21 protein-coding genes are annotated in these 22,596 nt (G+C 53.5%); 6 read left to right on the top strand and 15 right to left on the bottom strand.

The window, feature by feature from the left end; translation table 11 throughout:
- Positions 1-65 precede the first annotated feature (65 nt).
- The 5 genes from proA to gpt all read right to left on the bottom strand — a co-directional run bounded on the left by proA (position 66) and on the right by gpt (position 4,916).
- Positions 66-1,319, bottom strand: coding sequence for a glutamate-5-semialdehyde dehydrogenase (gene proA / locus DXU84_RS02915; protein WP_013574292.1), 1,254 nt, complete (start codon positions 1,317-1,319; stop codon positions 66-68).
- Positions 1,320-1,329: 10 nt separating this feature from the next.
- Entirely contained in the window at positions 1,330-2,433 is a 1,104-nt protein-coding gene (gene proB, locus DXU84_RS02910) for a glutamate 5-kinase (protein WP_013574291.1), read from the bottom strand.
- 122 nt (positions 2,434-2,555) lie between these two features.
- On the bottom strand, positions 2,556-2,957 hold the full coding sequence (gene crl, locus DXU84_RS02905) for a sigma factor-binding protein Crl (protein WP_013574290.1): 402 nt from the start codon (positions 2,955-2,957) through the stop codon (positions 2,556-2,558).
- A 63-nt stretch (positions 2,958-3,020) separates the two neighbouring features.
- Complete coding sequence (frsA, locus tag DXU84_RS02900; protein WP_153374804.1) at positions 3,021-4,271, bottom strand: esterase FrsA; 1,251 nt, start codon at positions 4,269-4,271, stop codon at positions 3,021-3,023.
- A 186-nt stretch (positions 4,272-4,457) separates the two neighbouring features.
- Positions 4,458-4,916, bottom strand: a complete 459-nt coding sequence (gpt, locus tag DXU84_RS02895; RefSeq protein ID WP_013574288.1) for a xanthine phosphoribosyltransferase — start codon at positions 4,914-4,916, stop codon at positions 4,458-4,460.
- 293 nt (positions 4,917-5,209) lie between these two features.
- On the opposite strand from gpt, the gene pepD reads away from it, so the two are divergent.
- Positions 5,210-6,670: a beta-Ala-His dipeptidase gene (pepD, locus tag DXU84_RS02890; RefSeq protein WP_013574287.1), complete on the top strand. Its 1,461-nt coding sequence runs from the start codon at positions 5,210-5,212 to the stop codon at positions 6,668-6,670.
- Positions 6,671-6,804: 134 nt separating this feature from the next.
- On the opposite strand, the gene dinB is transcribed toward pepD, so the two are convergent.
- Positions 6,805-7,863: a DNA polymerase IV gene (dinB, locus tag DXU84_RS02885; protein WP_013574286.1), complete on the bottom strand. Its 1,059-nt coding sequence runs from the start codon at positions 7,861-7,863 to the stop codon at positions 6,805-6,807.
- Positions 7,864-8,146: 283 nt separating this feature from the next.
- Here dinB and dpaA point away from each other — a divergent pair, with 283 nt between their 5' ends.
- On the top strand, positions 8,147-8,872 hold the full coding sequence (gene dpaA, locus DXU84_RS02880; RefSeq protein ID WP_013574285.1) for a peptidoglycan meso-diaminopimelic acid protein amidase: 726 nt from the start codon (positions 8,147-8,149) through the stop codon (positions 8,870-8,872).
- Here dpaA and DXU84_RS02875 read toward each other — a convergent pair.
- On the bottom strand, positions 8,843-9,610 hold the full coding sequence (locus tag DXU84_RS02875) for a class II glutamine amidotransferase (protein WP_015696178.1): 768 nt from the start codon (positions 9,608-9,610) through the stop codon (positions 8,843-8,845). The genes dpaA and DXU84_RS02875 overlap by 30 nt on opposite strands.
- A gap of 26 nt (positions 9,611-9,636) precedes the next feature.
- On the bottom strand, positions 9,637-10,218 hold the full coding sequence (gene lpcA / locus DXU84_RS02870; RefSeq protein ID WP_013574283.1) for a D-sedoheptulose 7-phosphate isomerase: 582 nt from the start codon (positions 10,216-10,218) through the stop codon (positions 9,637-9,639).
- A 269-nt stretch (positions 10,219-10,487) separates the two neighbouring features.
- Here lpcA and fadE point away from each other — a divergent pair, with 269 nt between their 5' ends.
- Positions 10,488-12,956, top strand: coding sequence for an acyl-CoA dehydrogenase FadE (fadE, locus tag DXU84_RS02865; RefSeq protein WP_126124652.1), 2,469 nt, complete (start codon positions 10,488-10,490; stop codon positions 12,954-12,956).
- 168 nt (positions 12,957-13,124) lie between these two features.
- Here fadE and DXU84_RS02860 read toward each other — a convergent pair whose 3' ends face one another.
- The 3 genes from DXU84_RS02860 to mtnK all read right to left on the bottom strand — a co-directional run bounded on the left by DXU84_RS02860 (position 13,125) and on the right by mtnK (position 16,580).
- Positions 13,125-14,522 (bottom strand): carbohydrate porin, encoded by a 1,398-nt coding sequence (locus DXU84_RS02860; RefSeq protein WP_112151321.1) that lies wholly within the window; start codon positions 14,520-14,522, stop codon positions 13,125-13,127.
- A 292-nt stretch (positions 14,523-14,814) separates the two neighbouring features.
- Entirely contained in the window at positions 14,815-15,285 is a 471-nt protein-coding gene (locus DXU84_RS02855; RefSeq protein ID WP_013574280.1) for a DUF1456 family protein, read from the bottom strand.
- A 95-nt stretch (positions 15,286-15,380) separates the two neighbouring features.
- On the bottom strand, positions 15,381-16,580 hold the full coding sequence (mtnK, locus tag DXU84_RS02850) for an S-methyl-5-thioribose kinase (RefSeq protein ID WP_153374802.1): 1,200 nt from the start codon (positions 16,578-16,580) through the stop codon (positions 15,381-15,383).
- A 117-nt stretch (positions 16,581-16,697) separates the two neighbouring features.
- Between mtnK and mtnA the strand changes: the two genes are divergently transcribed.
- Positions 16,698-17,726 (top strand): S-methyl-5-thioribose-1-phosphate isomerase, encoded by a 1,029-nt coding sequence (gene mtnA / locus DXU84_RS02845; protein WP_153374800.1) that lies wholly within the window; start codon positions 16,698-16,700, stop codon positions 17,724-17,726.
- Between the two features lie 178 nt (positions 17,727-17,904).
- On the opposite strand, the gene DXU84_RS02840 is transcribed toward mtnA, so the two are convergent.
- From DXU84_RS02840 to DXU84_RS02830, 3 genes are read right to left on the bottom strand one after another with little or no spacing between them, the layout of a single operon-like run.
- Positions 17,905-18,450: an acireductone dioxygenase gene (locus DXU84_RS02840; protein WP_013574277.1), complete on the bottom strand. Its 546-nt coding sequence runs from the start codon at positions 18,448-18,450 to the stop codon at positions 17,905-17,907.
- Positions 18,451-18,461: 11 nt separating this feature from the next.
- Positions 18,462-19,148 (bottom strand): acireductone synthase, encoded by a 687-nt coding sequence (gene mtnC, locus DXU84_RS02835; RefSeq protein WP_013574276.1) that lies wholly within the window; start codon positions 19,146-19,148, stop codon positions 18,462-18,464.
- On the bottom strand, positions 19,145-19,759 hold the full coding sequence (locus tag DXU84_RS02830) for a methylthioribulose 1-phosphate dehydratase (protein WP_013574275.1): 615 nt from the start codon (positions 19,757-19,759) through the stop codon (positions 19,145-19,147). The genes mtnC and DXU84_RS02830 overlap by 4 nt, the downstream gene beginning before the upstream one ends.
- A 219-nt stretch (positions 19,760-19,978) precedes the next feature.
- Between DXU84_RS02830 and DXU84_RS02825 the strand changes: the two genes are divergently transcribed.
- Positions 19,979-21,139, top strand: coding sequence for a pyridoxal phosphate-dependent aminotransferase (locus DXU84_RS02825; protein ID WP_013574274.1), 1,161 nt, complete (start codon positions 19,979-19,981; stop codon positions 21,137-21,139).
- Entirely contained in the window at positions 21,127-21,900 is a 774-nt protein-coding gene (locus tag DXU84_RS02820) for an amidohydrolase (protein WP_112151324.1), read from the top strand. Before DXU84_RS02825 ends, DXU84_RS02820 begins: the two co-directional genes overlap by 13 nt.
- A 52-nt stretch (positions 21,901-21,952) precedes the next feature.
- On the opposite strand, the gene DXU84_RS02815 is transcribed toward DXU84_RS02820, so the two are convergent.
- Entirely contained in the window at positions 21,953-22,459 is a 507-nt protein-coding gene (locus DXU84_RS02815; protein ID WP_013574272.1) for a DUF1993 family protein, read from the bottom strand.
- Between the last annotated feature and the right edge of the window lie 137 nt (positions 22,460-22,596).

Here is a 22,596-nt window from a genome sequence, read left to right as displayed (position 1 = left end):
TGGTGTTCAGCAGGGATAAGCGATCGCACCGGTTTCATCATGCTGAATCCACCGGTGCCGGTCAGTTACGGACGGACTAAATCGTCGCCGTAACCAATCCATTTGTAGGTCGTCAGGGCTTCTAATCCCATCGGGCCGCGGGCGTGCAGTTTTTGTGTGCTGACTGCCACTTCTGCGCCTAAACCGAATTGTCCGCCGTCGGTGAAACGGGTGCTGGCGTTGACGTAAACCGCAGAGGAATCCACTTCACGCACGAACCTGTCCGCGCTGCTGATGGAACGGGTAAGGATCGCATCGGAATGCTCGGTGCCGTAGGTGCGGATATGCGCCACGGCGGCGTCCAGATCGGCCACTACCGTCACGTTCAGATCCAGCGACAGCCATTCATCCGAATAATCTTCTTCGGTCACCGCCAGCACTTTCGCCGGGCCGTTTTGCAGATACGGCATCGCAGATTCGCTGGCGTGTAACGTAACGCCTGCGCGGTGCATTTTGTCGCTCAGTTCCGGCAGGAAGCGGGCGGCAATCGCCTGATGCACCAGCACGGTTTCCAGGCTGTTACAGGCGCTCGGGCGCTGTACTTTCGCGCTTTCCAGCACGGTCAGCGCTTTGTCGAAATCGACGCTTTCATCCACAAACGTATGGCAAACGCCGATACCGCCGGTGATCACCGGAATGGTGGATTGTTCGCGGCAAAGTTTATGCAGCGCCGCGCCACCGCGTGGGATCAGCATATCGACGTATTTATCCAGACGCAGCAGTTCCGCCACCAGTGCACGATCGGGGCTGTCGATGGCCTGAACGGCGGCTTTAGGCAGTCCGCATTCCTCCAGCGCCATCTGAATGACGTTAACCGTCGCCTGATTGGTGTGGTGCGTTTCTTTACCGCCGCGCAGGATAACGGCATTGCCGGTTTTCAGGCACAGGCTGGCGACATCGATAGTGACGTTCGGGCGCGCTTCATAAATCACGCCGATCACGCCGAGCGGTACACGGCGGCGTTCGAGACGCAAACCGCTGTCCTGCTGTGAACCATCAATCACCTGCCCGACCGGATCGCTCAGACGGCAGACATCACGCACGTCGCTGGCAATCGCCGAAAGACGCGCGGGGGTCAGCAGCAGGCGGTCCAGTAATGCCTCGCTCATGCCGCTTTCGCGGGCAGCAGCCATGTCGAGTTCGTTAGCAAGAATAATGCTCTGGCTGTTGGCCTCAAGCATGTCGGCCATCAGCATCAGCGCACGATTTTTCTGCGCGGTGCTGAGGGTGGAAAGCTGCCAGGACGCGGCTTTCGCGGCCTTGCCCATCTCGTTAAGCATCTGTGGCTCCTTAACTGACAATCATGTCGTCACGGTGAACGGCAACCGGGCCGTATTCGTAACCGAGAATTTCACTGATCTGCTGAGAGTGATGACCGGCAATCATGCGCATCGCATCGCTGTTATAGCGGCTGACACCGTGCGCGAGGTCGCGTCCGTTCAGGTTGCGGATGCGGATCACTTCGCCACGCGAGAAATCGCCTTTCACTTCGCGGATCCCTTTTGGCAGCAGCGAACTGCCGCGCTCCATCATGGCAGAAACCGCGCCGTCGTCGATGGTGATTTCACCGGCTGGCGGTGCACCAAAGATCCAGCGCTTACGGTTTTCCAGCGGCGTCTCCATCGCGTGAAAACGTGTGCCGACGGAAACGCCGTTAATCACATCGCCAATCACGCCCGGCAGGTTGCCCGCAGCAATAATGGTATCGACGCCCGCCCGGCACGCGACATCTGCCGCCTGCAGTTTGGTGGCCATGCCGCCGGTACCGAGACCAGAGACGCTGTCGCCCGCCACACCGCGCAGTTCATCATCAATGGTCATGACTTCGCGGATCAATTCAGCTTCAGGATTGGTCCGCGGATCTGCGGTAAACAGACCACGCTGATCGGTCAGCAACAGCAATTTATCGGCACCCGCCAGAATAGCGGCCAGTGCGGAAAGATTGTCGTTATCGCCGACTTTAATTTCAGCGGTGGCGACCGCATCGTTTTCATTAATGACCGGGACGATATGGTTATCGAGCAGCGCGTGCATGGTGTCGCGGGCATTCAGGAACCGCTCGCGGTCTTCCATGTCGGCACGCGTCAGCAGCATCTGACCAATGTGGATGCCATAAATCGAGAACAATTGCTCCCACAGCTGGATCAAACGACTTTGCCCGACGGCAGCCAGCAGTTGTTTGGAAGCAATGGTGGCGGGGAGTTCGGGGTAGCCAAGATGTTCACGCCCGGCAGCAATCGCGCCCGACGTGACAATCACAATCCGGTGCCCTGCCGCATGTTGCTGCGCGCACTGGCGGACAAGCTCAACAATGTGAGCACGGTTGAGGCGGCGCGAGCCGCCAGTGAGCACGCTGGTGCCCAGTTTTACAACCAGTGTCTGACTACCACTCATAATCGTTCCATTAGTGTGAAAAAGAAGGGCTTCTTTGTCTTTGTAACAGCAGAGAAGCGTTATGCCAAACGGCATAACGCTATAATAGCAGCATTCATGATGGGAATGGGTAGTACAGAAAGTCAGGCGGAGAGCTTCACAGGTTCTTCGCTGAAATCATCAGCAGGTTCCAGTTTGAGGGACATCTCTTCGATCATGGCATTCAGGTTTTTGTGGAACCCTTTCAATGTCGTCTCAAGCTTCTCTCGCACTTCAGCATCTTTAATGTTTTGCACTTTCCAGATGCCGTCTTTATCAAACAATCCGAAATGATAAACATAGGTAAAACGTTCGGCTTCAGCCTGCAATTCAATCCACCAGCCCCAGAATTCACGCTTTTCCGGCGCAGGCTTCACGTTCACACAGACAGCTAAACAGTCAAAGAAAAAGCGGTCGTTCTCGCATTTCCCTTCTCTGATGTACGGTCCCAGTGTACCGAAACGTTTCATTAGCCTGCTTTTAGGATGACCGCTTGGTAACGTCATAGTACAACCTCCATTGAAAGACGATCCTTTTTAGCAAAACGTTAGGAATTAGCAACTATTAAGTTAACGCATATGCTTTTGCAACCACCCACAAATCTCATGTAAAGCGCTGTCAAAATGCGCGTAAAGCGGCTCGCTGCGGATGGTCAAAAGCTTGCCGTCAGCGGAAGAATCCGCAATCAGCTTAGCTTCGCTCTTCGGACTGAATATATCGTTCTCCCAGTATGCGGCCAGGATGGGCGTCGGCGTTCTGCGTCCAAGCAACCCCTGCGTTTTCAGAGAATAACGATTAAGTTCGGTTTTCAGCGCCGAGTCGGACGCGCTCGACATGCCGATGCGGCTCGCCAGCACATCTATATACATGTTCGGTACCTGCTCCTGACATTTCGGGTCGCTCAGCAGCGTATGCACCAGCGCCCCCAGCGTGGCCACTGCCCGCACGCGGCGCGGTTCGAGATACGCCAGACGCACCGCGACGTTCGCACCAAAACGGTAACCGAGCAAACTGACGCGGCTGGCATCGACCCAGGGCACATCCGAAAGCTGCATCAGCACCTGCTGATGCAGGAAGCTGGTGTCCTGCGTCAGTTTCCACTTCGATGAAAAACCGATCGACGGCATGTCGATGGTCAGCATCGCGATGCCCATCGGCGCGAGATATGAACGGAACAGGCGCTGATGGTCACTCTGTAAGGTGTCGAGACCGCCACACACCAGCACCGTCGGGAACGGTGCTTTCCCTTCGGCTGGCAGGTGCAGGAAACCGGTGATAGGGGCACCGCCGGGGATCTTAAATTCCAGCTCTTTCAGTTCGTAAGGCGAATGTTCCGAGGATTTTTCAAAGGCTTTATTGGCCAGCGCTTGCGCCTGTTCCGCCAGCGTATCGCCTTTCAGATGCGGATAACCGGCGATGCTGTAAAGGTTGGCGGCTTTCAGCCAGTATTCGCTCGCCACATCCGCATCTTTCTCTTCGGCGGCTTTTTGCTGCCAGTACATCGCCTGATTTGACCATTCGTAGATCCAGTTGCCATTGCGGTAACCAATCACGGTATCGAGCAGCAACGGATCGCTGTGCTCCGCCTGGGAGACAGCAATGCGCGACAGCACTTCTTCCACTTCCAGCGGATCAACCCCGCGCCACATCCACATCAGACGGTTAATCGTGCGGTACCAGCAATGAACCGTGTCGCCTTCCAGCGCAGAATGCATCGGCGGGTGCGTATTATGGTGATGAACGCGATGAACCAGCGTTGATGTTTCCGGGTATTTGAAGGAAGGTTTAAACAGTTTTTCCGTAAGATTGGCTGGAGCCATGATGCAAGATCCTCCGTTAGCAAGCAGCAGGTCGCCCGCAGGCGATCATTTCTGGACGGGATTATAACCCGCCCACGTTGCGACAAGTGAGGGGTGAGGTCAAGCGGAAAGGATTTCAAGGCAATAAAAGCAAAACGCCCGGCAATGAGCCAGGCGTTAAATTAGAGGAATATTAACAGTGGAGGATTATTTTCCTACCAGAGGTGGCACGAATACCACGCCCATATCCCACGGCTGTTCGATCCAGGTGTTCTGCGGGATGTCGATCACATAGTCATCAACCAGCGGTGCGCCAGCCGGTTTCGCGAAGATCGTGATGAAATGCGCTTTCGGGTACATTTCGCGGATGGCTTTCGCGGTGCCGCCGGTATCCACCAGATCGTCGATCACGATGAAACCTTCACCGTCGCCTTCTGCGCGTTTCAGCACCTGCATTTCGCGCTGATTATCATGGTCGTAGCTGGAGATACATACGGTATCCACATGACGGATGCACAGCTCGCGAGCCAGCAACGCTGCCGGAACCAGGCCACCACGGCTGACTGCAATAATGCCTTTCCATTGTTCTGCCGGCAGCAGGCGTTTAGCCATAGTGCGCGCGTGGATTTGCAGCATGTCCCAGGTTACAACGTATTTTTCGCTCATAAAGGTGTCCCAGCCAGTGAATTAACGGCTTCTAAAAAAATAATGGGGGGAAAAAAGGTTGCGCGAGATTATAGTGAGTCCGGTTCACAAAAACCAGCGATTATCTGGCTTCAGCCGCCCAAAAATCCCGGAATTTCTCCCCGTCCCCGCGCACAGGTTAAGATTAAGTGATATTCTGTCAGGCCACTCGCCACACAGTCTGGCGGGGATTACTTAACCTTAAACCTACAGCATCTCAGTCAGTTCCCCTGCAAACGGAGCCTGAATGAGCTGACTGTCACAGGAGACTTATAGTGTCTGAACTGTCTCAGCTTTCGCCACAACCGTTGTGGGATATTTTTGCCAAAATTTGTTCAATTCCGCACCCTTCCTATCATGAAGAAGCGCTGGCAAAACACATCGTTGAATGGGCACAGGAAAAAGGTATCCACGCTGAGCGTGATGAAGTTGGCAACATTTTGCTGCGCAAACCCGCCACCAAAGGCATGGAAAACCGCAAAGCCGTTGCACTGCAGGCTCACCTCGATATGGTGCCGCAGAAAAACAACGATACTGTTCATGATTTCACTAAAGATCCGATCCAACCCTTCATCGAAGACGGTTGGGTAAAAGCCCGCGGCACCACGCTGGGTTCTGATAACGGTATCGGTATGGCGTCCGCGCTGGCGGTTCTGGCTGATGACAGCGTAGAACACGGCCCGCTGGAAGTGCTGCTGACCATGACCGAAGAAACCGGCATGGCAGGCGCATTCGGCCTGCAACCGAACTGGTTACAGTCTGAAATTCTGATCAACACCGATTCTGAAACCGAAGGCGAAATCTACATGGGTTGCGCTGGCGGGATTGATTTTACCGCCACACTGCCGCTGAGCCGTGAAGCGGTTCCGGCCGGTTTCAGCACGCTGAAACTGACCCTGAAAGGCCTGAAAGGTGGCCACTCCGGCGCGGAAATCCACTTAGGTCTGGGCAACGCCAGCAAACTGCTGGCACGTTTCCTGGCAGACAACGCTGATACTCTTGGTCTGCGCCTGCTCGACTTCACCGGCGGCACACTGCGTAACGCTATCCCGCGTGAAGCAATTGTGACTCTTGCTGTTGCTGCTGATAAAGCAGACGCGCTGAAAGCGGCAGCACAAGAATTCCTGGCAACGATTCAGTTCGAACTGTCAGCGGTAGAGAAGAAAATTGCCTTTGTGGTGGAAGCGGCTGAAAGCAACGCGAAGGCGCTGACCGCAGAAACTCAGGGTAAATTCCTTGCCCTGCTGAACGCGACGCCAAACGGCGTGATCCGCATGAGTGATGACGTGAAAGGCGTGGTAGAAACCTCGCTGAACGTCGGTGTTGTCACCATGAAAGATGACGAAGTGGCGATCAACAGCCTGATCCGCTCGCTTATCGACAGCGGTAAAGAATATGTGGTCAGCATGCTCAATTCACTGAGTGAACTGGCTGGCGCGAAAAGCCTGGCAAAAGGCAGCTATCCTGGCTGGAAACCTGAGCCGAATTCACCAGTGATGACGCTGGTGCGTGAAACTTACCAGACGCTGTTCAATAAAACTCCGAACATCATGGTGATCCACGCCGGTCTGGAATGCGGTCTGTTCAAAAAACCGTACCCGGACATGGACATGGTTTCCATCGGGCCAACCATCACCGGGCCACACTCGCCGGATGAGCAGGTGGAAATCGCCAGCGTCGAGCTGTACTGGAAACTGCTGACGGCCCTGCTGAAAGCGATTCCTGAACGCGGTTAATACTCGATCGGTCCCCTAAATCATTCGGGCTGTATCAAGGCGGCAACTGAGTAAATCCCCGGTAGCATACACAAGTATGTGACCGGGGTTTGCGAAGGCAGCCAACGCAGAGACAGTTTGAAGGATGACGGGGATCATTCCCAGGGAAGCAGAAGCTGCCGCTCGATCTGCGGATCCTGCAACGTCACATGTAATCCCACCAGCCTGACTCCCCTTCCGCCACGCCGCTGTTCCCAGGCTTCACGCGCGACCTTCAGCAGATCTTCTTTATTCAGCACCGGCCAGACGTGTTCCTGCGTGGTCTGCTGGAAATCATGGAATTTGAGTTTTACGCCCTGCCTCGCGATGCGCAGATCTGGGCTGACACGGCTTAAACGTGTTTGCAGTTCAGGATACAAACGTTCGATCAGCGACACGCATTCTTCCCAGCTGTGGATATCTTCTGCCAGTGTGCGTTCAACGCCGACCGATTTACGTAACCGCTCGGGGGAAATTTCACGTTCATCGATACCCTGACAGCGTTCCCACAGCACACGGCCAAATTTGCCAAAGCGTTTAAGCAGTTTCGCCAGATCGTAACGCTGCACATCGCCGCAGGTGATCAGCCCCTGCTCCTGCAAACGCTGAGCGGTGACTTTACCGACGCCGGGGATTTTACTCAGCGGAAGATCCTGTAAAAACGCCCCGACTTTTTCCGGCGTGATCACAAACTGACCGTTGGGCTTGTTCAGATCCGAGGCGATTTTTGCCAGAAATTTGATCGGCGCGATACCCGCAGATGCCGTCAGATTGATCTCATCGAAAATGGCCTGACGGATTTCAGCAGCGATAAGCGTTGCAGAGCCGTTGCATTGCGTCGCGTGGGAAACATCCAGATAAGCTTCATCGAGTGACAGCGGTTCGATCAATGGCGTATAACGCGCAAAGATTTCACGGATATGGTTTGACGCTTCTTTATAGGCCTCCATTCGGCCGGGGATCACTTTCAGGTGCGGGCAAAGTTTCAGTGCCATGCCGGTGGGCATCGCGCTGTGCACGCCGAATTTGCGGGCAGGATAATTAGCGGTGCTGATAACACCACGGCGGTCACGACTGCCGCCAATGGCAATAGGAATGTCGCGCAGGGAAGGATCATCGCGCATTTCGACCGCAGCGAAAAAGCAGTCCATATCCACATGAATGATTTTACGCATAACCCTCCCCCTCAATAACTGTATAAGTATACAGTTGAATGCAGGGATGTCCAACATAGAAAATGAGGGTTAGTTTGACTTAATTAATCACCATTAATGGCAACGTAATAATTTTCCTATTCCTAAAGTCATTATTCATTATTTGGTGATTGCTAAAAATTTAATCAGTATTAATATGACAGCGTTTCCGACAGACAGTACATAAGAAGAAAATCAGTGGCGGTCTTACAGGCAGTTGAGCTGTAGACAAAATAATCAAAATTATTACCGAGCAGGACTTAGAATGATCAGAATCGCGCTGTTTCTTGCGATGCTCCTCAGTTTGCCTTTATTTACAGCAAATTACGCCGTGGCCAGCGATGCTGTCCCGGTCAACGCGGCACTAAAAAAACAATTACTGGGTGCACCTGTTTATATCCAGATCTTCAAACAGGAACGTAAACTCGAATTGTATGCTCAGCTCGACGGCGAATTTCGTCTGATCGGCAGTTATGGCATCTGCGATTTTTCCGGCGGTTTGGGAAATAAACGTCGCGAAGGCGATTTCAAAAGCCCGGAAGGTTTCTACAACGTGGATATTCACCACCTGAAACCCGACAGCCGCTTTTATCGCGCCATCAACATCGGTTTCCCCAATGCTTATGATATCTCGCAGGGTTATTCAGGTAAGTATCTGATGATCCACGGTAACTGTAAGTCTATTGGTTGCTACGCCATGACCGACGGCTATATGGACGAAATATTCACCTACGTACAGGCGGCATTCCAGTTCGGGCAACGCAATTTAAAAATTAGCATTTACCCGTTCAGGATGACCGATGCCAACATGAAGGCGCATAAAAACTCCAGCTATTACAGTTTCTGGAACCAGTTACAGCCGGGATATGCGTACTTTGAGAAACACCATCAGCCACCAAATGTCGTGGTCACTGACGGTAGATATGAAGTGCTACAACCGTTGTCCAACACCCCGCTGCCTTCACAGCTGGCGTTCGCCCCGATGAAATAATGCGAATTCACCTGGAGCAATTTTGTTCCAGGTTTCGTTCGCCGTCAGCGGTTGCGTGGCAATCACGGTGACGACATCATCCGGTGTCGTCTGCTGCTGAAAATCAATTTCCACATCCTGATCCAACAACGTTGCCTTGCCGAAAGGCGCACGCCGCGTGATCCAGTGCAAATTCGTCGAGCAATACGCCATCACGAAATTGCCATCCGACAGCAACATGTTAAACACCCCTTTCTGCCGTAATTCATCAGCCAGCGACGCAATATAGCGAAACACTGGCGGCCAGCTTGCAGGGCGGCGCGGATAGCGTTGGGTGAGTTTGTGCAGTAACCAGCAGAAGGCGTATTCGCTGTCGGTCTGGCCCACCGGACGCAGCGTACCGGTATCGAGCTGACGATAACCACGAAGCTGACCGTTGTGCGCATAAGTCCAGTTGCGTCCCCACAGTTCGCGGGTAAACGGATGAGTATTTTCCAGCGCGACTTCACCACGGTTTGCCTGACGGATATGAGAAATCACCGCGCAGGATTTGATCGGATATTCCTGAACAAGGCGGGCAATGGGCGAATTAAAGCTTGGCGTCGGATCTTTAAAAGTACGACAGCCATTCCCTTCATAAAAGGTGATGCCCCAGCCGTCTTTATGCGGGCCGGTCCCGCCACCACGCTGCACTAATCCACTGAAACTGAAACAAATATCAGTAGGAACGTTAGCGCTCATCCCGAGCAATTCGCACATCACCAGCCTCCTTTACGGCAAAAGGCTTATGCCTTTGCCATCTCTTTTTCGATCAGAAGAATCAAAATATGAATGACTTTGATGTGGATTTCCTGCACGCGGTCAGCGAAACCAAAGTGCGGAACGCGGATTTCCACATCGGCTGAACCGTCCATTTTCCCGCCATCTTTACCGGTCAGGGTGATAACTTTCATGCCTTTAGCGCGTGCGGCTTCGATGGCTTTGATCACGTTACCGGAATTACCGGAAGTGGAAATGCCCAGCAGCACGTCGCCCTTCTGGCCTACGGCTTCCAGATAACGGGAAAAGATGTATTCGTAACCGAAATCGTTGCCGACGCAAGAGATGTGGCTGACGTCAGAAATCGCAATTGCCGGATAGCCCGGACGGTTTTCACGATAGCGGCCTGTCAGTTCTTCGGCGAAATGCATGGCATCGCAGTGTGAACCCCCGTTACCACAGGAAATCACTTTCCCACCCGCTTTGAATGAATCGGCCAGCAGCACCGCTGCACGTTGAATAGACTCAATATTTGCCGGATCGCTGATGAATTTATTCAGCGTGTCAGCAGCTTCGTTCAGTTCAGTACGGATAATATCCTGGTACATAGCAGCCTCTTTTATGTCCATTTGCAGCCGGTTTCAGCACGGCCGATAGCAATAAAACGTTCCGCTGTGCAGTTTAACGGAAAGCCGAAACAGCGAGAAGCCATGAAGCGGTAATGATTCCGATAGTTTCTGTTTTTGACGCTTCGTGCGGCCGGTTTGTGAGCTGCGTTGTAATTAGTATGTAAACACATTGATAAAGAAATGGGCATGAACTAAAACCATTATATCCCTACAACAGGTCAGACCTCCTACTACTCAGGAGCTTTACTATGATGGTTCTTAGCATTGTTGCATTTATCGTGATCCTTGGTGCGTTGTTCTATCACAAGGTCAATCTCGCCCTGAGCAGCCTGATTTTACTGGCGTTTACGGCGGTTATGGGTGCCATTAATCTGTGGACACTTTGGCTGTTATTGCCGCTGGCGATCATTCTCCTGCCCTTCAATATCCCTGTCATGCGCCGTTCATTGTTCTCCGGCCCGGCGCTTCGCACCTTCCGTAAAGTGATGCCCGCAATGTCGCGCACGGAAAAAGAAGCGATTGAAGCAGGCACCACCTGGTGGGAAGGTGACCTGTTTGGTGGCAAGCCAGACTGGAAGAAATTGCAGGATTATCCTGAGCAGCAACTGACAGAGGAAGAGCAGCGCTTTATTGACGGGCCGGTTGAAGAAGCCTGCCGTATGGCGAATGACTTCCAGATCACCCATGAACTGGCTGATTTGCCGCCGGAACTGTGGGCGTATCTGAAAGAACACCGCTTCTTCGCAATGATCATTAAGAAAGAGTACGGCGGTCTGGAATTCTCGGCTTATGCGCAGGCGCGTGTGCTGCAAAAACTGGCCGGTGTGTCAGGCATTCTGGCGATCACCGTCGGTGTGCCGAACTCCCTCGGGCCAGGCGAATTACTGCAACATTACGGCACCACGGAGCAGAAAGATCACTATCTGCCGCGTCTGGCCGAAGGTCTGGAAATTCCCTGTTTCGCCCTGACCAGCCCGGAAGCGGGTTCTGATGCCGGTGCCATCCCGGACTTTGGTATCGTGTGTAAAGGCCAGTGGCAGGGTAAGGAAGTGCTTGGCATGCGCCTGACCTGGAACAAGCGTTACATCACGCTGGCACCTATCGCCACCGTGCTGGGCCTGGCGTTTAAACTGAAAGATCCCGATCACCTGCTCGGCAACGAAACGGATCTGGGCATTACCTGTGCGCTGATCCCAACCGACACCGCCGGTGTTGAAATTGGTCACCGCCACTTCCCGCTGAACGTGCCATTCCAGAACGGCCCGACGCGCGGCAGCGATATTTTTGTACCGATCGATTACATCATTGGCGGCCCGAAAATGGCCGGTCAGGGCTGGCGTATGCTGGTGGAATGTCTGTCTGTCGGCCGTGGCATCACGCTGCCGTCTAACTCTACCGGCAGCCTGAAATCTCTGGCGCTGGCGACCGGGGCTTATGCCTATATCCGCCGTCAGTTCAAACTGCCTATCGGTAAAATGGAAGGTATCGAAGAACCGCTGGCGCGCATTGCCGGTAACGCTTACGTGATGGATGCCGCCGCAACGCTTATCACGAACGGCATTATGCTGGGTGAAAAACCAGCGGTGCTGTCCGCTATCGTCAAATACCACTGTACTCACCGCGGCCAGCGCGCCGTGATGGATGCGATGGATATCACCGGTGGTAAAGGCATTATGCTCGGCAGCAGCAACTTCGTGGCCCGCGCTTATCAGGGTGCGCCGATTGCGATTACCGTGGAAGGTGCCAACATTCTCACCCGCAGCATGATCATCTTTGGTCAGGGTGCGATCCGCTGTCATCCTTATGTTCTTCGTGAAATGGCAGCGGCGGAGAAAAACGATCTGGTTGATTTCGACCGTGCACTCTTCGGGCATATCGGCCACGTCGGCAGTAACAAAATGCGCAGTTTCTGGCTCGGTCTGACTAACGGCCGCACCAGTGATACGCCGGTCAATGATAAAACCGCCCGTTACTATCAGCACATCAACCGTCTGAGCGCTAACCTGGCATTGCTGGCTGATGTGTCGATGGGCGTGCTCGGCGGCAGCCTGAAACGTCGCGAACGCATTTCCGCCCGCCTCGGTGATATCCTCAGCCAGATGTATCTGGCGACGGCGACGCTGAAACGTTATGACGAAGAAGGCTGTCACGAAGCGGATTTACCGCTGGTGCACTGGGGCGTGCAGGATTGTCTGCATCAGGCCGAAGTCGCTATCGACGATTTGCTGCGTAACTTCCCGAACCGTTTTGTGGCTGGCGTGATGCGCCTGGTGATTTTCCCGTTGGGCCGTTCGCACTCCGCACCGTCTGATCGTCTGGATCACCAACTGGCGCGTATTCTGCAGGTGCCTTCAGCGACACGCAGCCGCATCGGTCGTGGTCAGTATCTGACACCCGGCGAGCACAACCCGGTCGGTCTGCTGGAAGAAGCCTTGCAGGATATTCTGGCCGCTGAGCCGGTTCACAAACGTCTGTGCGAAGCGATGGGCAAAAAACTGCCGTTCACCCGTCTGGATATTCTGGCGCAAAAAGGTCTGGATGCCGGTCATCTGAGCGCCGACGATGCGCGTATCCTGAGCCGTGCGGAAGAAAGCCGTCTGCGTTCAATCAACGTCGATGAGTTTGAACCTGACGCACTGGCCGCACAAAAACCAGAAGCGGAGAAAGACAGCGTAAAAAAGGCTGAGGCGAAACCCCGCCACACCGAAGCTGCCTGATTTAACTGTTAATCCATAAAAAAACCTGAGTGTTTACGCACTCAGGCTTTTATTATTTATGAAGATACATACATATTACCCTAAATAGTTCGTGTTGCAGAAAGGCGGTAAGCTCACTCACCCTGGGAGTGCAACCAACGCATCTGTGACGCGAAATATGACGGGTAATCAGAAGTAGTATTTAAAGCGTACCCGCGCCCCATACCGCTCATCGCTGTCATCATCGCCGCTGTAGGTTTTATCTGCTTCCAGCATGGAGACATAAGCGCCCAGATACACGTTGAAGTTTTCCATATCCATCACGTTCGGGATCAGGTAACTGGCGTGAACGGTATGAATGTCGTAGCTGCCCGGTTCATCAAACCAGTCATCGTCGTAATCGGATGCGCGAAGGCCCTTGATGCTGAAGTCTTCGATTTTGTTGTGCGCATAGATGTAGCCCAGCTCGAAGCGTTTCCATAAGGCATTGGCACCGACGGTGAAGTCTTTTTCATCCGATGCATCCATATAGGCCGTGCTCAGGTTAGCCACCACGCCGTTCTCAGGGTCCGCTTTCTGCCCGTCCCAGGTCATGGTCATGCCATAACCATTACGTTTGGACTGATCAACGAATTCGCCATTTTCACCGGTGTAGCCGTACGCATTGTTCACCACGTTGGTTTCCATTGCGGCGGCCACAGAGAACGCATCCCCTTTCCAGGCAATGACCGGACGCAGGTACGCGACGTTTTTATCATTCTCAAGTTGGTTGCCGTGGTAGTTTTGCTCAGCAAACAGTGAGGTGCCGTTTTCCAGCAGGGTGTTCAGCTCGAAATACCAGTTGCCGATATTTTTATTCAGCATGATGTTGCCGCCGCTGTCACTGCGACCGCGCCCTTCTTTCATCATGTAGACATAACCGTAGCCGTCGGCGTACAGATCATTGGCGGTATTCCCGGAGTATTCAACGAAGGTGTCCTGATTAAGCGGGAACATATCGTAAGCTTCGAAGCGGCCGATTTTTGCCATCCAGTTTTTTTCTTCACCGAAGAAGAAAGCGGCATCATCAAGATTCATTGAACCGTTCAGGTCAGCCGTTGGCTGCACAGAGAAACCGGAGAACTGACCATTATCATTTCGACGATAACCATCAAGACCGATTAATAACCGTCCGTTAACATCCCAACGCTCATTATTCCCCGGCTTCCAGTTTTTATTGTCCTTAGTTCTGACGGAGGTTAATTGCCCGCTGCGGCTGGCACCGTCAACGTTAAATTCCACATCACCGTACAGTTTTAAATTATCGAATCCATTAAGTGTTAATAATTTGTCTTCCGATATACCATCCTTTTTAACTTCTACCGGACTGGCTTCTTTCACGCGGGCAATTTCCTGCTCGCGCTTAATATCCTGATGCTTCAACTGCTGGATTTGTTTTTCGGCAGTTTCAGCCCGTGTTTCCGCCTGCTGAAGACGCTGCTCAAGCTGTGCCATACGGGCTTCAAGGCTGCTTCCAGACGTGGCGGCAACCGCAGAACCCGAAATGGCGAATCCGACGAATAAGGCCAATAGTTTAATTTTTGTCATAATAAGATATCCTTTTCACTATAAAAATTACCCGCTGCCAGTCAATTAACAGCGGTGTTTTATTTTTTGAAATAGTGCCCTGAGGTATTACGGCGAAGGATGAAGATAGTTTCCGAATTAATATGCTGTCAAAAATAAACTAGAGAAACGTGATGTGGGAAGTAAAATAACGAAATTTCGTCATTACAGAGTAAATAAACGTAAAGCGGGAGCCTTTTAAAAAAGGCTCCCGCTTATTATTCACCATTAAAGCATTCAGTATATAAATATTTATTTCATGAATACTTTATATTCAGCTTTTTTTAGGACGCACTTTCGCCGTCAGCCCTTTCAGGAAATAACGCATCACCTGATCGCCGCACGGACGGTAATTTTTGTGGCCTTCTTTGCGGAAGAATGCGCTCAGTTCACCTTCAGACACTTTGAAATCAGCCGCCGTCAGTACAGAAATCATGTCTTCGGTTTTCAGCTCAAACGCCACACGCAATTTTTTCAGCATGATGTTATTGGTCAGGCGTTTTTCCACTTCCGGTGCCGGGAAGCGATCGTCTTTACCGCGTTTGAAGGTAATCAGGCCATTGAGGAAGTTCGCCATCACTTCGTCAGGCACTTCCATGTAACCTTCTTCGTCTTCTTTTTTCAGATAACGCGACATCACGTCAGGGCTGACGGGCGTACCGGTGGTTTTAAGGATCTCGATCAGCTGGCCTTCGCTTAAATCCAACATGTAGCGCACGCTGCGTAAGACATGGTTATGCATCATAATTCTGTATTCCTGTTAAAAGTAAACCGAGGAAATGCCACCGGGTTTACCCCTACGCACCTCGAAGGCGGGCATTATACAAGAAACTTACAGGATTAGCTGAACTGACGTATCCGCGCAATAAGTGACTCCACATCGCCGATTTGTTGTGCAGTGAGGATCAGTTTTTGCCCAAGGCTCAGCGCATGACGCTGGCAGTCGGCGCGCATCGCATCATCTTTAATGGTATCGAGATCAGCAACATGTGCCAGGCCGATGGTGCGACGGATTAACTCCGCGCCGCAGTAACCGACGGCATCGTGCCAGACTTCCTGCAAAAAGAGTCCGGCATAGCCGGTTTCCGCCAGCGTCGGATCCTGAGATTTATCCCGCGCCAGTTGCAGGAAACGCTCTGAGAAACTCATCCACAGTTCACGCACATCTTTCAGGCGCTGCTCGCGACCGTCCGCCGCCTCGCGCACACCCACCAGCCCCGGCAGACCACAATAGTTCAGCAACAGGTTGCCGATAGCAGAACCGGGATCAAAGCCCATCGGGCCGTAATAACCGAACTCCGCGTCAATGGCTTTCAGTTTGCCTTCAGCAACAAAAATCGAACCACTGTGAATATCACCGTGCAACAGCGCTTCGGCCTTGCTCAGGAAACGATGTTTGAGCGCGGCCACAGCCAGACGCAGCGGTTTGTCCTGACGCAGTGCATCCACCGCCGGCTGCAATACCGGCTCAAAATTATTGCGCTCATGGTCAACATACGGATCGGTGAAGAACAGATCTTCAGTGATCTGACACAATTCAGGGTTGGTAAAACGCGAGACTTCGGCTTTTTTGGCCTGCGCATTCTGGTAGAAATCGGAAGTATGAAACAGTGTCTGTGCCAGATACTCACCGAGCTGGGCTGCCGCCTGCGGGTAATGTTTCCCCAGTACCAGTTCACTGCGCCAGATCTGATGATCCGATAAATCTTCCTGCACCATCACCGCCAGTTCAGCGTCGTGATGCAACACATTAACCGTGTGCTGCGGACAGTACTGGCCGTGGATAATCAGGGTTTCGGCTTCAATGCGCGCACGATCTAACGTCAGCGGCCAGGATTCCCCCACACACCGCACGTACGGCAGCGCCTGTTTTACAATCACCCGGTTTTTCCCCGCAGTATCGCGGATCTTAAACACCAGGTTCAGGTTTCCGTCACCGATTTCATCGGCCGTGACAAGAGATTGCGGATCCGCCACGCCACCAAACTGACGGGCATATTCAACGGCATCGTTGGCGGTAAATGTGTAGTAGCGTGACATCCTGACCTCTCGAATTCTTTTTTTAGCCTTTAAAGCGTTTAGACGTCTATACATCCGTGAAGCATGTTGGCAGAATAAGTGAACAGATGCAACCGGGCAACAAGGATTTAACTAACAATGCAAAGCCTCACAACCACCAGTTTACGTATTCGTGAAAACCAGCTGTGGATCCTCGACCAGCAAGCTCTGCCGCAACGTTCAGACTGGCGCGAATGCCGTGATGTCAGCGAACTGGTGGATCACATCCGCACCCTGCGCGTACGCGGTGCGCCGCTGATTGGTTTGTCCGCCAGTCTGTTGCTGGCGCTGCTGGCCGAACAGGGAATGGCGCAGGATGAATTGCATCAGGCTCTGGAGACATTGCGTGCCTCGCGCCCGACCGCAGTGAATCTGATGAACAATCTCGACCGTATGAAGGCCGCGTTGCAACAAGCTGATTACGTGAAAGCGCTGGTGGAAGAAGCATTGCGGCTGGTGGATGAAGATCAGACATTGTGCGACAGCATTGCCACTCACGGCGCAAAACTGGTCACGCCCGGCAGCCGTCTGCTCACCCACTGCAACACCGGCGGCCTGGCAACAGCGGGCGTCGGCACGGCCATCGGCGTGATCCGCCGAGCCCATGAACAGGGCAATATAGAACAGGTTTGGGTGGATGAAACCCGTCCGTTGTTGCAAGGGGGGCGCCTGACCGCGTGGGAACTTGGCGAGCTGGGCATTCCTTATCAGCTGATTTGTGATTCGATGGCCGCCAGCCTGATGGCGCAAAAACGCGTTGATGCCATCTGGGTCGGCGCTGACCGCATTGCTGCGAATGGCGATGTCGCCAACAAAATCGGCACTTACAGCCTGGCGGTGCTGGCGAAATATCACGGTATTCCGTTCTATGTTGCCGCGCCGCATACCACCCATGACCCGCACTGCCCGAACGGTGCCGCCATCCCTATCGAACAGCGCGCGGCAAATGAAGTGACCGGCGTTTCCGGCAGCTTTGGTTCCGTACAATGGGCGCCGCTCGGTGCGCAGGTTTATAACCCGGCGTTTGATGTCACACCGGCGGAGTTGATCAGCGGATGGGTGCTGGATGTGGGGGTGGTGACGCCGGAGCAGGTACGGGATGGTGTGTTTGCGAAGGCGTTGAAGTAATCTTTTCTCCTCCCGGCAAACTGTGGCAAACAACTCGGTTTTACTCCTCCCCCTGCGAAGGGGGAGGCTGGGAGGGGGTTTTAAGGGCTAACACCTCAGTTAAAGCACACTTCAACATCTTGATTTTGCTTTAAAACCCCACCCCAACCCTCCCCTTCGCAGGGGAGGGAGTCAAAGCTTACTCCCCCATCCGCGGATACGCATCCGCAATCTTATCGCCGGTGAAATGCGCCACCCAGCCTTCCGGATTATCGAATACACGGATCGCGGTAAACGACGGGGATCCGCCCATATCAAACCAGTGGCGGGTATTAGCCGGTACGGAAATCAGATCGTTTTTCTCGCACAGGATCTGAAAAATCTTGCCGTTCAGATGCAGGCAAAACAGCCCGGCACCTTCGACGAAGAAACGCACTTCGTCTTCGCCATGTGTATGTTCAGAGAGAAACTTGGTGCGCAGCACCTCACGCTGTTCGTTGTCCGGGCGCATGCTGATCACATCCCAGCTCTGATAGCCCTTCTCTTCGACCAGTTTGTCGATTTCATGCTGATAGGCGGCAATCACGTCCTGCGGCTGCGGGTTCTCGCCTAAATCGCGGTCAGCCTGCCAGCGTTCGAAACGCACATCAATTTTGCTCAGTTCAGCAGCGATCGCGTCCCCGTCGCGGCTTTCCCACAACGGTGCGGAAGGATCCTGGTCACTAAAAATCGTTAATGCACTCATGGTCAACCCTCTTATAAGAATGTTTCTAAGGCTATCTGATCAAAACGATTAACTTGCAGGTGATCGCTGAGTTCGTCCGCGTCATCGCGGATCAGCTGACAGGTATGCCAGCCCGCTAAGCGCGCGGCGTCCAGCTCCTGACGGATGTCTGATAAAAACAGTAAATCCTGCGGCGGCAGGATCAGTTGCTCAGCGATGTTCTGATACGACTCGGTTTCACGCTTAGCACCGACGCGGGTATCGAAATATCCGCTGAACAGCGAGGTTAAATCACCGGCATCGCTGTAACCAAACAACAGCTTTTGCGCGTCCACCGACCCCGAGGAATACACGCAAAGTTGCAGACCTTCAGCTTTCCACGCTTCCAGCTGCGGTGCGACGTCAGCATACAGATGCCCGCGAAAATCACCGTTTTCATAACCGGTACGCCAGATGATGCCCTGCAACACTTTCAGCGACGTCGATTTCACGTCGTTATCCATGTAAGTAAAGAGTTGTTCAATCAGCGCCTCGACGCTGGCCTGTGGCCGGTCGATTTCTGCGCGTAAGGCATCCAGTGCCGCCGCAACGTCCGGCTGTTCATGCTCATGGCGCAGGAATTCAGCAAGACGCTGACGGGCATACGGGAACAACACCTGATGCACAAAACGGATATCCGTGGTGGTACCTTCAATATCAGTCACAATGGCGCGGATCATTTAGCCTCCAGCAGGCGACGTTGCAGTTCACACTGGAATAAAAATTCCAGCCCTTCCAGATGGCGGCGCGCTTCGGCCACATCCCGTCCCCAGCAGGTCAGCCCATGACCGCGCAGCAGAAAACCATACTGCAACGGCGCGTGCTCCGCTGATGCGATGATCTTCTGCGCCAGCGCGGGAATATCCTGACTGTTGTCGAAAATCGGGATCACCACCTGATCAAGGTGCGAGGTCTGGCCGCTGAGCGATTTCTGCATCTCATAGCCTTCCAGCACCAGCGCACCACTGCGTTCTACCCGCGATAACACTGTCGAATTGACCGAATGGGTATGCAGCACCGCGCCTGTTTCAGGATAGCGGGAATACAGCATGGTGTGCAGCCCGGTTTCCGCAGAAGGACGACGTCCGCTGGGCGCAAGGCCGCTTTCCAGTTCCACCAGCAGGAAATCGTCTGCGGTGAGTGATCCTTTATCTTTTCCCGATTCGGTGATCAGGCAATGAGCATCGCCTTCGCGGACGGACATATTGCCGCCCGTTGCCGGGCTCCAGCCCTTCTGACCAATCCAGTGACAGGCTGCCAGCAGCGCGCCCAGTTGCAAATTCTCTGTCATCGTATTCCTGAAAAGCTGTGCGTTGAGGGACGGAGTTCGGAATGAAATTGACGCTATTTACCGCGATATATTCAATGTGTTGCGGCTTAGATCGAATTGGCATTTAGCCATCTAAGCGTCTCGATTGCCAAATATTAACATCGTGTTATATTGTGAGCAACATCGCTATTTGCACACCTGACGCCTGTCAGGTCAACGGTCCAGGAGTATTGACCCGCCATGAGCACAGCAGCATTGATCCCCGAAAGTAAACTTCCTGCATTAGGCACCACGATTTTCACCCAAATGAGTGCGCTGGCGCAGAAACACAATGCCATTAACCTGTCGCAGGGGTTTCCTGATTTCGACGGCCCGCAATATCTGAGGGATCGTCTGGCGTATCACGTCAGTCAGGGCGCGAACCAGTACGCCCCGATGACCGGCACGGCGCAGCTACGTGAAGCGATTGCCACCAAAACTGAACAGATTTACGGCTATGCACCGGACGCCAACACCGACATCACCATCACGGCGGGCGCGACAGAATCGCTGTATATCGCCATCACCGCGCTGGTGTCGAAAGGCGACGAAGTGATTGCTTTCGACCCGAGCTATGACTGTTACGCCCCGGCGGTAGAACTGGCAGGCGGCGTGATGAAACGCATTCAGTTGCAGCCACCGGAATTCAAAGTGAACTGGGCGGAATTCGCCGATCAGATTACCGACCGCACAAAGCTTGTGATCATCAACACGCCGCATAACCCGTCGGCTACCGTCTGGAGCCACAGCGACGTCGGGCAGCTTTGGCAGATCATTGCGGATAAACACATTTTCGTGCTGAGCGATGAAGTGTACGAGCACATTTGTTTTGCGCCGGAAGGTCACGCCAGCGTGCTGCGACATCCGCAGCTGCGTCAGCGCGCCATTGCCGTATCGTCGTTCGGCAAGACTTACCACATGACCGGCTGGCGCGTGGGATATTGCATCGCACCGGCGGTTATCAGCGCCGAACTGCGCAAGGTGCACCAGTATCTGACCTTCTCCGTCACCACGCCGGTTCAACTGGCGCTGGCGGATATGCTGCGTGAAGCGCCGGAACACTGGCAGGAATTACCGGCCTTTTATCAGGCCAAGCGCGACCGTCTGGCGCAAGGGCTGGCGAACAGCCGCCTGAAAGTTTTACCGAGCCAGGGCACCTATTTTCTGCTGGTCGATTACAGCGAGGTTTCCGGTTTAGACGATGTTGCATTCTGCCACTGGCTGACTGAACATGTGGGCGTAGCGGCCATTCCGATGTCGGTCTTCTGCGCCGCGCCTTTCCCACATAAACTGATCCGGCTGTGCTTCGCCAAACAGGAAGCCACGCTGGACGCTGCTTCGGAGCGCCTGTGTCAACTTTAAAACTGTCCGTATTGCAACAGCCGCTGGTGTGGCTGGATGGCGAGGCGAACCTCGCACATTTCGACGGCCTGCTCAGTGCGCTGACCGGCCGCGACCTGATTGTTCTTCCTGAAATGTTTACCACCGGTTTCGCCATGCAGGCACCGGGCAGTGCGCTGCCTGAATCGCGTGTCGTGCAATGGCTGCAACAGTGGGCGAAACAACTCGGGGCGATGATTGGCGGCAGTGTGGCGTTAAGCACTACGGAAGGCGCCGTGAACCGTTTCCTGCTGGTTGAACCGCAGGGCAAGGTGCATTTTTACGATAAACGTCACCTGTTCCGCATGGCCGGTGAACACAATTATTATGTAGCGGGTAAACGTCGTGAAATCGTGGAATGGCGAGGCTGGCGTATTCTGCCGCAAGTCTGCTATGACCTGCGTTTTCCGGTGTATTCACGCAACCGGCAGGATTATGACCTGGCGCTTTACGTCGCCAACTGGCCTGCCCCACGCAGCCGCCACTGGCAGACGCTGCTCGCCGCCCGGGCGATTGAAAATCAGGCTTATGTCGCCGGATGCAACCGCGTCGGCACCGATGACAACGGCCACTACTACAGCGGTGACAGCCTGATTATTAATCCGCAGGGGGAAGAGCTGGCGCGTGCTGAGCCGGGTTCGGCGATGATTATCGACGCAGAGTTGTCGCTGGAAGCGTTACAGGATTACCGCGAAACCTTCCCCGCCTGGCGCGATGCCGATACCTATTTGTTACATGACTAAAAAAATGCCCCGGACTTTTCAGCCGGGGCATTTTTAATTCCTGCCTGTCTGTTTAGTTCCCACCAATAAAGTCCATTTTACCGATGTTCACGCCCAGATGGCGCAGAATGTTGTAGGCGGTGGTGATGTGGAAATAGAAGTTCGGCACGGCAAACACGGTAACATAGCTGTGCGCAGTAAATTTCATTTCACGATTTCTGCCTTTCACCACGATCTCACGGGATTCATCGCCTTCCAGTTGTTGTGCATCCACACTTTCGATAAAACGCAGCGTTTTGGCGATGCGCTCCTGCAACTGGGCGAATGTCACTTCATTGTCTTCCATTGCAGGCGCGGCGATACCGGCCAGACGGGCAATTGCGCCTTTTGACATATCACTGGTGATTTGCACCTGTCGCGCCAGTGGATACATATCTTCTGCCAGACGGGTATTCAGGACTTCTTCTTCTGATTTTCCGTTTTCCTTTGCCCATGCCGCGCCTTTTTCCAGCAAGGCTGAAAGATTTTGTAAACCACGAACAAATTGTGCCGCCGTACTGCCATAAAGCGATGCTGACATGATGCTTCCTCAATAATGATGGGTTAGAACAACTGGCGCTACCTTAGCGCGTTATGGTCTGAACAGCGCGCCGTTTTATAGCAATGAAGTGTGACGAAAAATCCGCTTTGCGAGCTGCCCCTGTCTTTTTGTCAGCG

This window comes from Rahnella sp. RcJ3, from assembly GCF_009498575.1.
Classification (GTDB): domain Bacteria; phylum Pseudomonadota; class Gammaproteobacteria; order Enterobacterales; family Enterobacteriaceae; genus Rahnella; species Rahnella aceris.
This window is presented reverse-complemented; position numbering and strand designations above follow the sequence as displayed.

What these genes read in the sequence shown, in the direction of transcription:
- DXU84_RS02815 (WP_013574272.1), bottom strand. Translation starts at nt 22,459, where the DNA reads ATGTCAGCATCGCTTTATGGCAGTACGGCGGCACAATTTGTTCGTGGT.
- DXU84_RS02860 (WP_112151321.1), bottom strand. Translation starts at nt 14,522, where the DNA reads ATGACAAAAATTAAACTATTGGCCTTATTCGTCGGATTCGCCATTTCG.
- proA (WP_013574292.1), bottom strand. Translation starts at nt 1,319, where the DNA reads ATGCTTAACGAGATGGGCAAGGCCGCGAAAGCCGCGTCCTGGCAGCTT.
- dpaA (WP_013574285.1), top strand. Translation starts at nt 8,147, where the DNA reads ATGATCAGAATCGCGCTGTTTCTTGCGATGCTCCTCAGTTTGCCTTTA.
- proB (WP_013574291.1), bottom strand. Translation starts at nt 2,433, where the DNA reads ATGAGTGGTAGTCAGACACTGGTTGTAAAACTGGGCACCAGCGTGCTC.
- dinB (WP_013574286.1), bottom strand. Translation starts at nt 7,863, where the DNA reads ATGCGTAAAATCATTCATGTGGATATGGACTGCTTTTTCGCTGCGGTC.
- crl (WP_013574290.1), bottom strand. Translation starts at nt 2,957, where the DNA reads ATGACGTTACCAAGCGGTCATCCTAAAAGCAGGCTAATGAAACGTTTC.
- gpt (WP_013574288.1), bottom strand. Translation starts at nt 4,916, where the DNA reads ATGAGCGAAAAATACGTTGTAACCTGGGACATGCTGCAAATCCACGCG.
- DXU84_RS02875 (WP_015696178.1), bottom strand. Translation starts at nt 9,610, where the DNA reads ATGTGCGAATTGCTCGGGATGAGCGCTAACGTTCCTACTGATATTTGT.
- fadE (WP_126124652.1), top strand. Translation starts at nt 10,488, where the DNA reads ATGATGGTTCTTAGCATTGTTGCATTTATCGTGATCCTTGGTGCGTTG.
- DXU84_RS02840 (WP_013574277.1), bottom strand. Translation starts at nt 18,450, where the DNA reads ATGAGTGCATTAACGATTTTTAGTGACCAGGATCCTTCCGCACCGTTG.
- DXU84_RS02855 (WP_013574280.1), bottom strand. Translation starts at nt 15,285, where the DNA reads ATGATGCATAACCATGTCTTACGCAGCGTGCGCTACATGTTGGATTTA.
- mtnC (WP_013574276.1), bottom strand. Translation starts at nt 19,148, where the DNA reads ATGATCCGCGCCATTGTGACTGATATTGAAGGTACCACCACGGATATC.
- lpcA (WP_013574283.1), bottom strand. Translation starts at nt 10,218, where the DNA reads ATGTACCAGGATATTATCCGTACTGAACTGAACGAAGCTGCTGACACG.
- DXU84_RS02830 (WP_013574275.1), bottom strand. Translation starts at nt 19,759, where the DNA reads ATGACAGAGAATTTGCAACTGGGCGCGCTGCTGGCAGCCTGTCACTGG.
- frsA (WP_153374804.1), bottom strand. Translation starts at nt 4,271, where the DNA reads ATGGCTCCAGCCAATCTTACGGAAAAACTGTTTAAACCTTCCTTCAAA.
- mtnK (WP_153374802.1), bottom strand. Translation starts at nt 16,580, where the DNA reads ATGTCACGCTACTACACATTTACCGCCAACGATGCCGTTGAATATGCC.
- DXU84_RS02825 (WP_013574274.1), top strand. Translation starts at nt 19,979, where the DNA reads ATGAGCACAGCAGCATTGATCCCCGAAAGTAAACTTCCTGCATTAGGC.
- mtnA (WP_153374800.1), top strand. Translation starts at nt 16,698, where the DNA reads ATGCAAAGCCTCACAACCACCAGTTTACGTATTCGTGAAAACCAGCTG.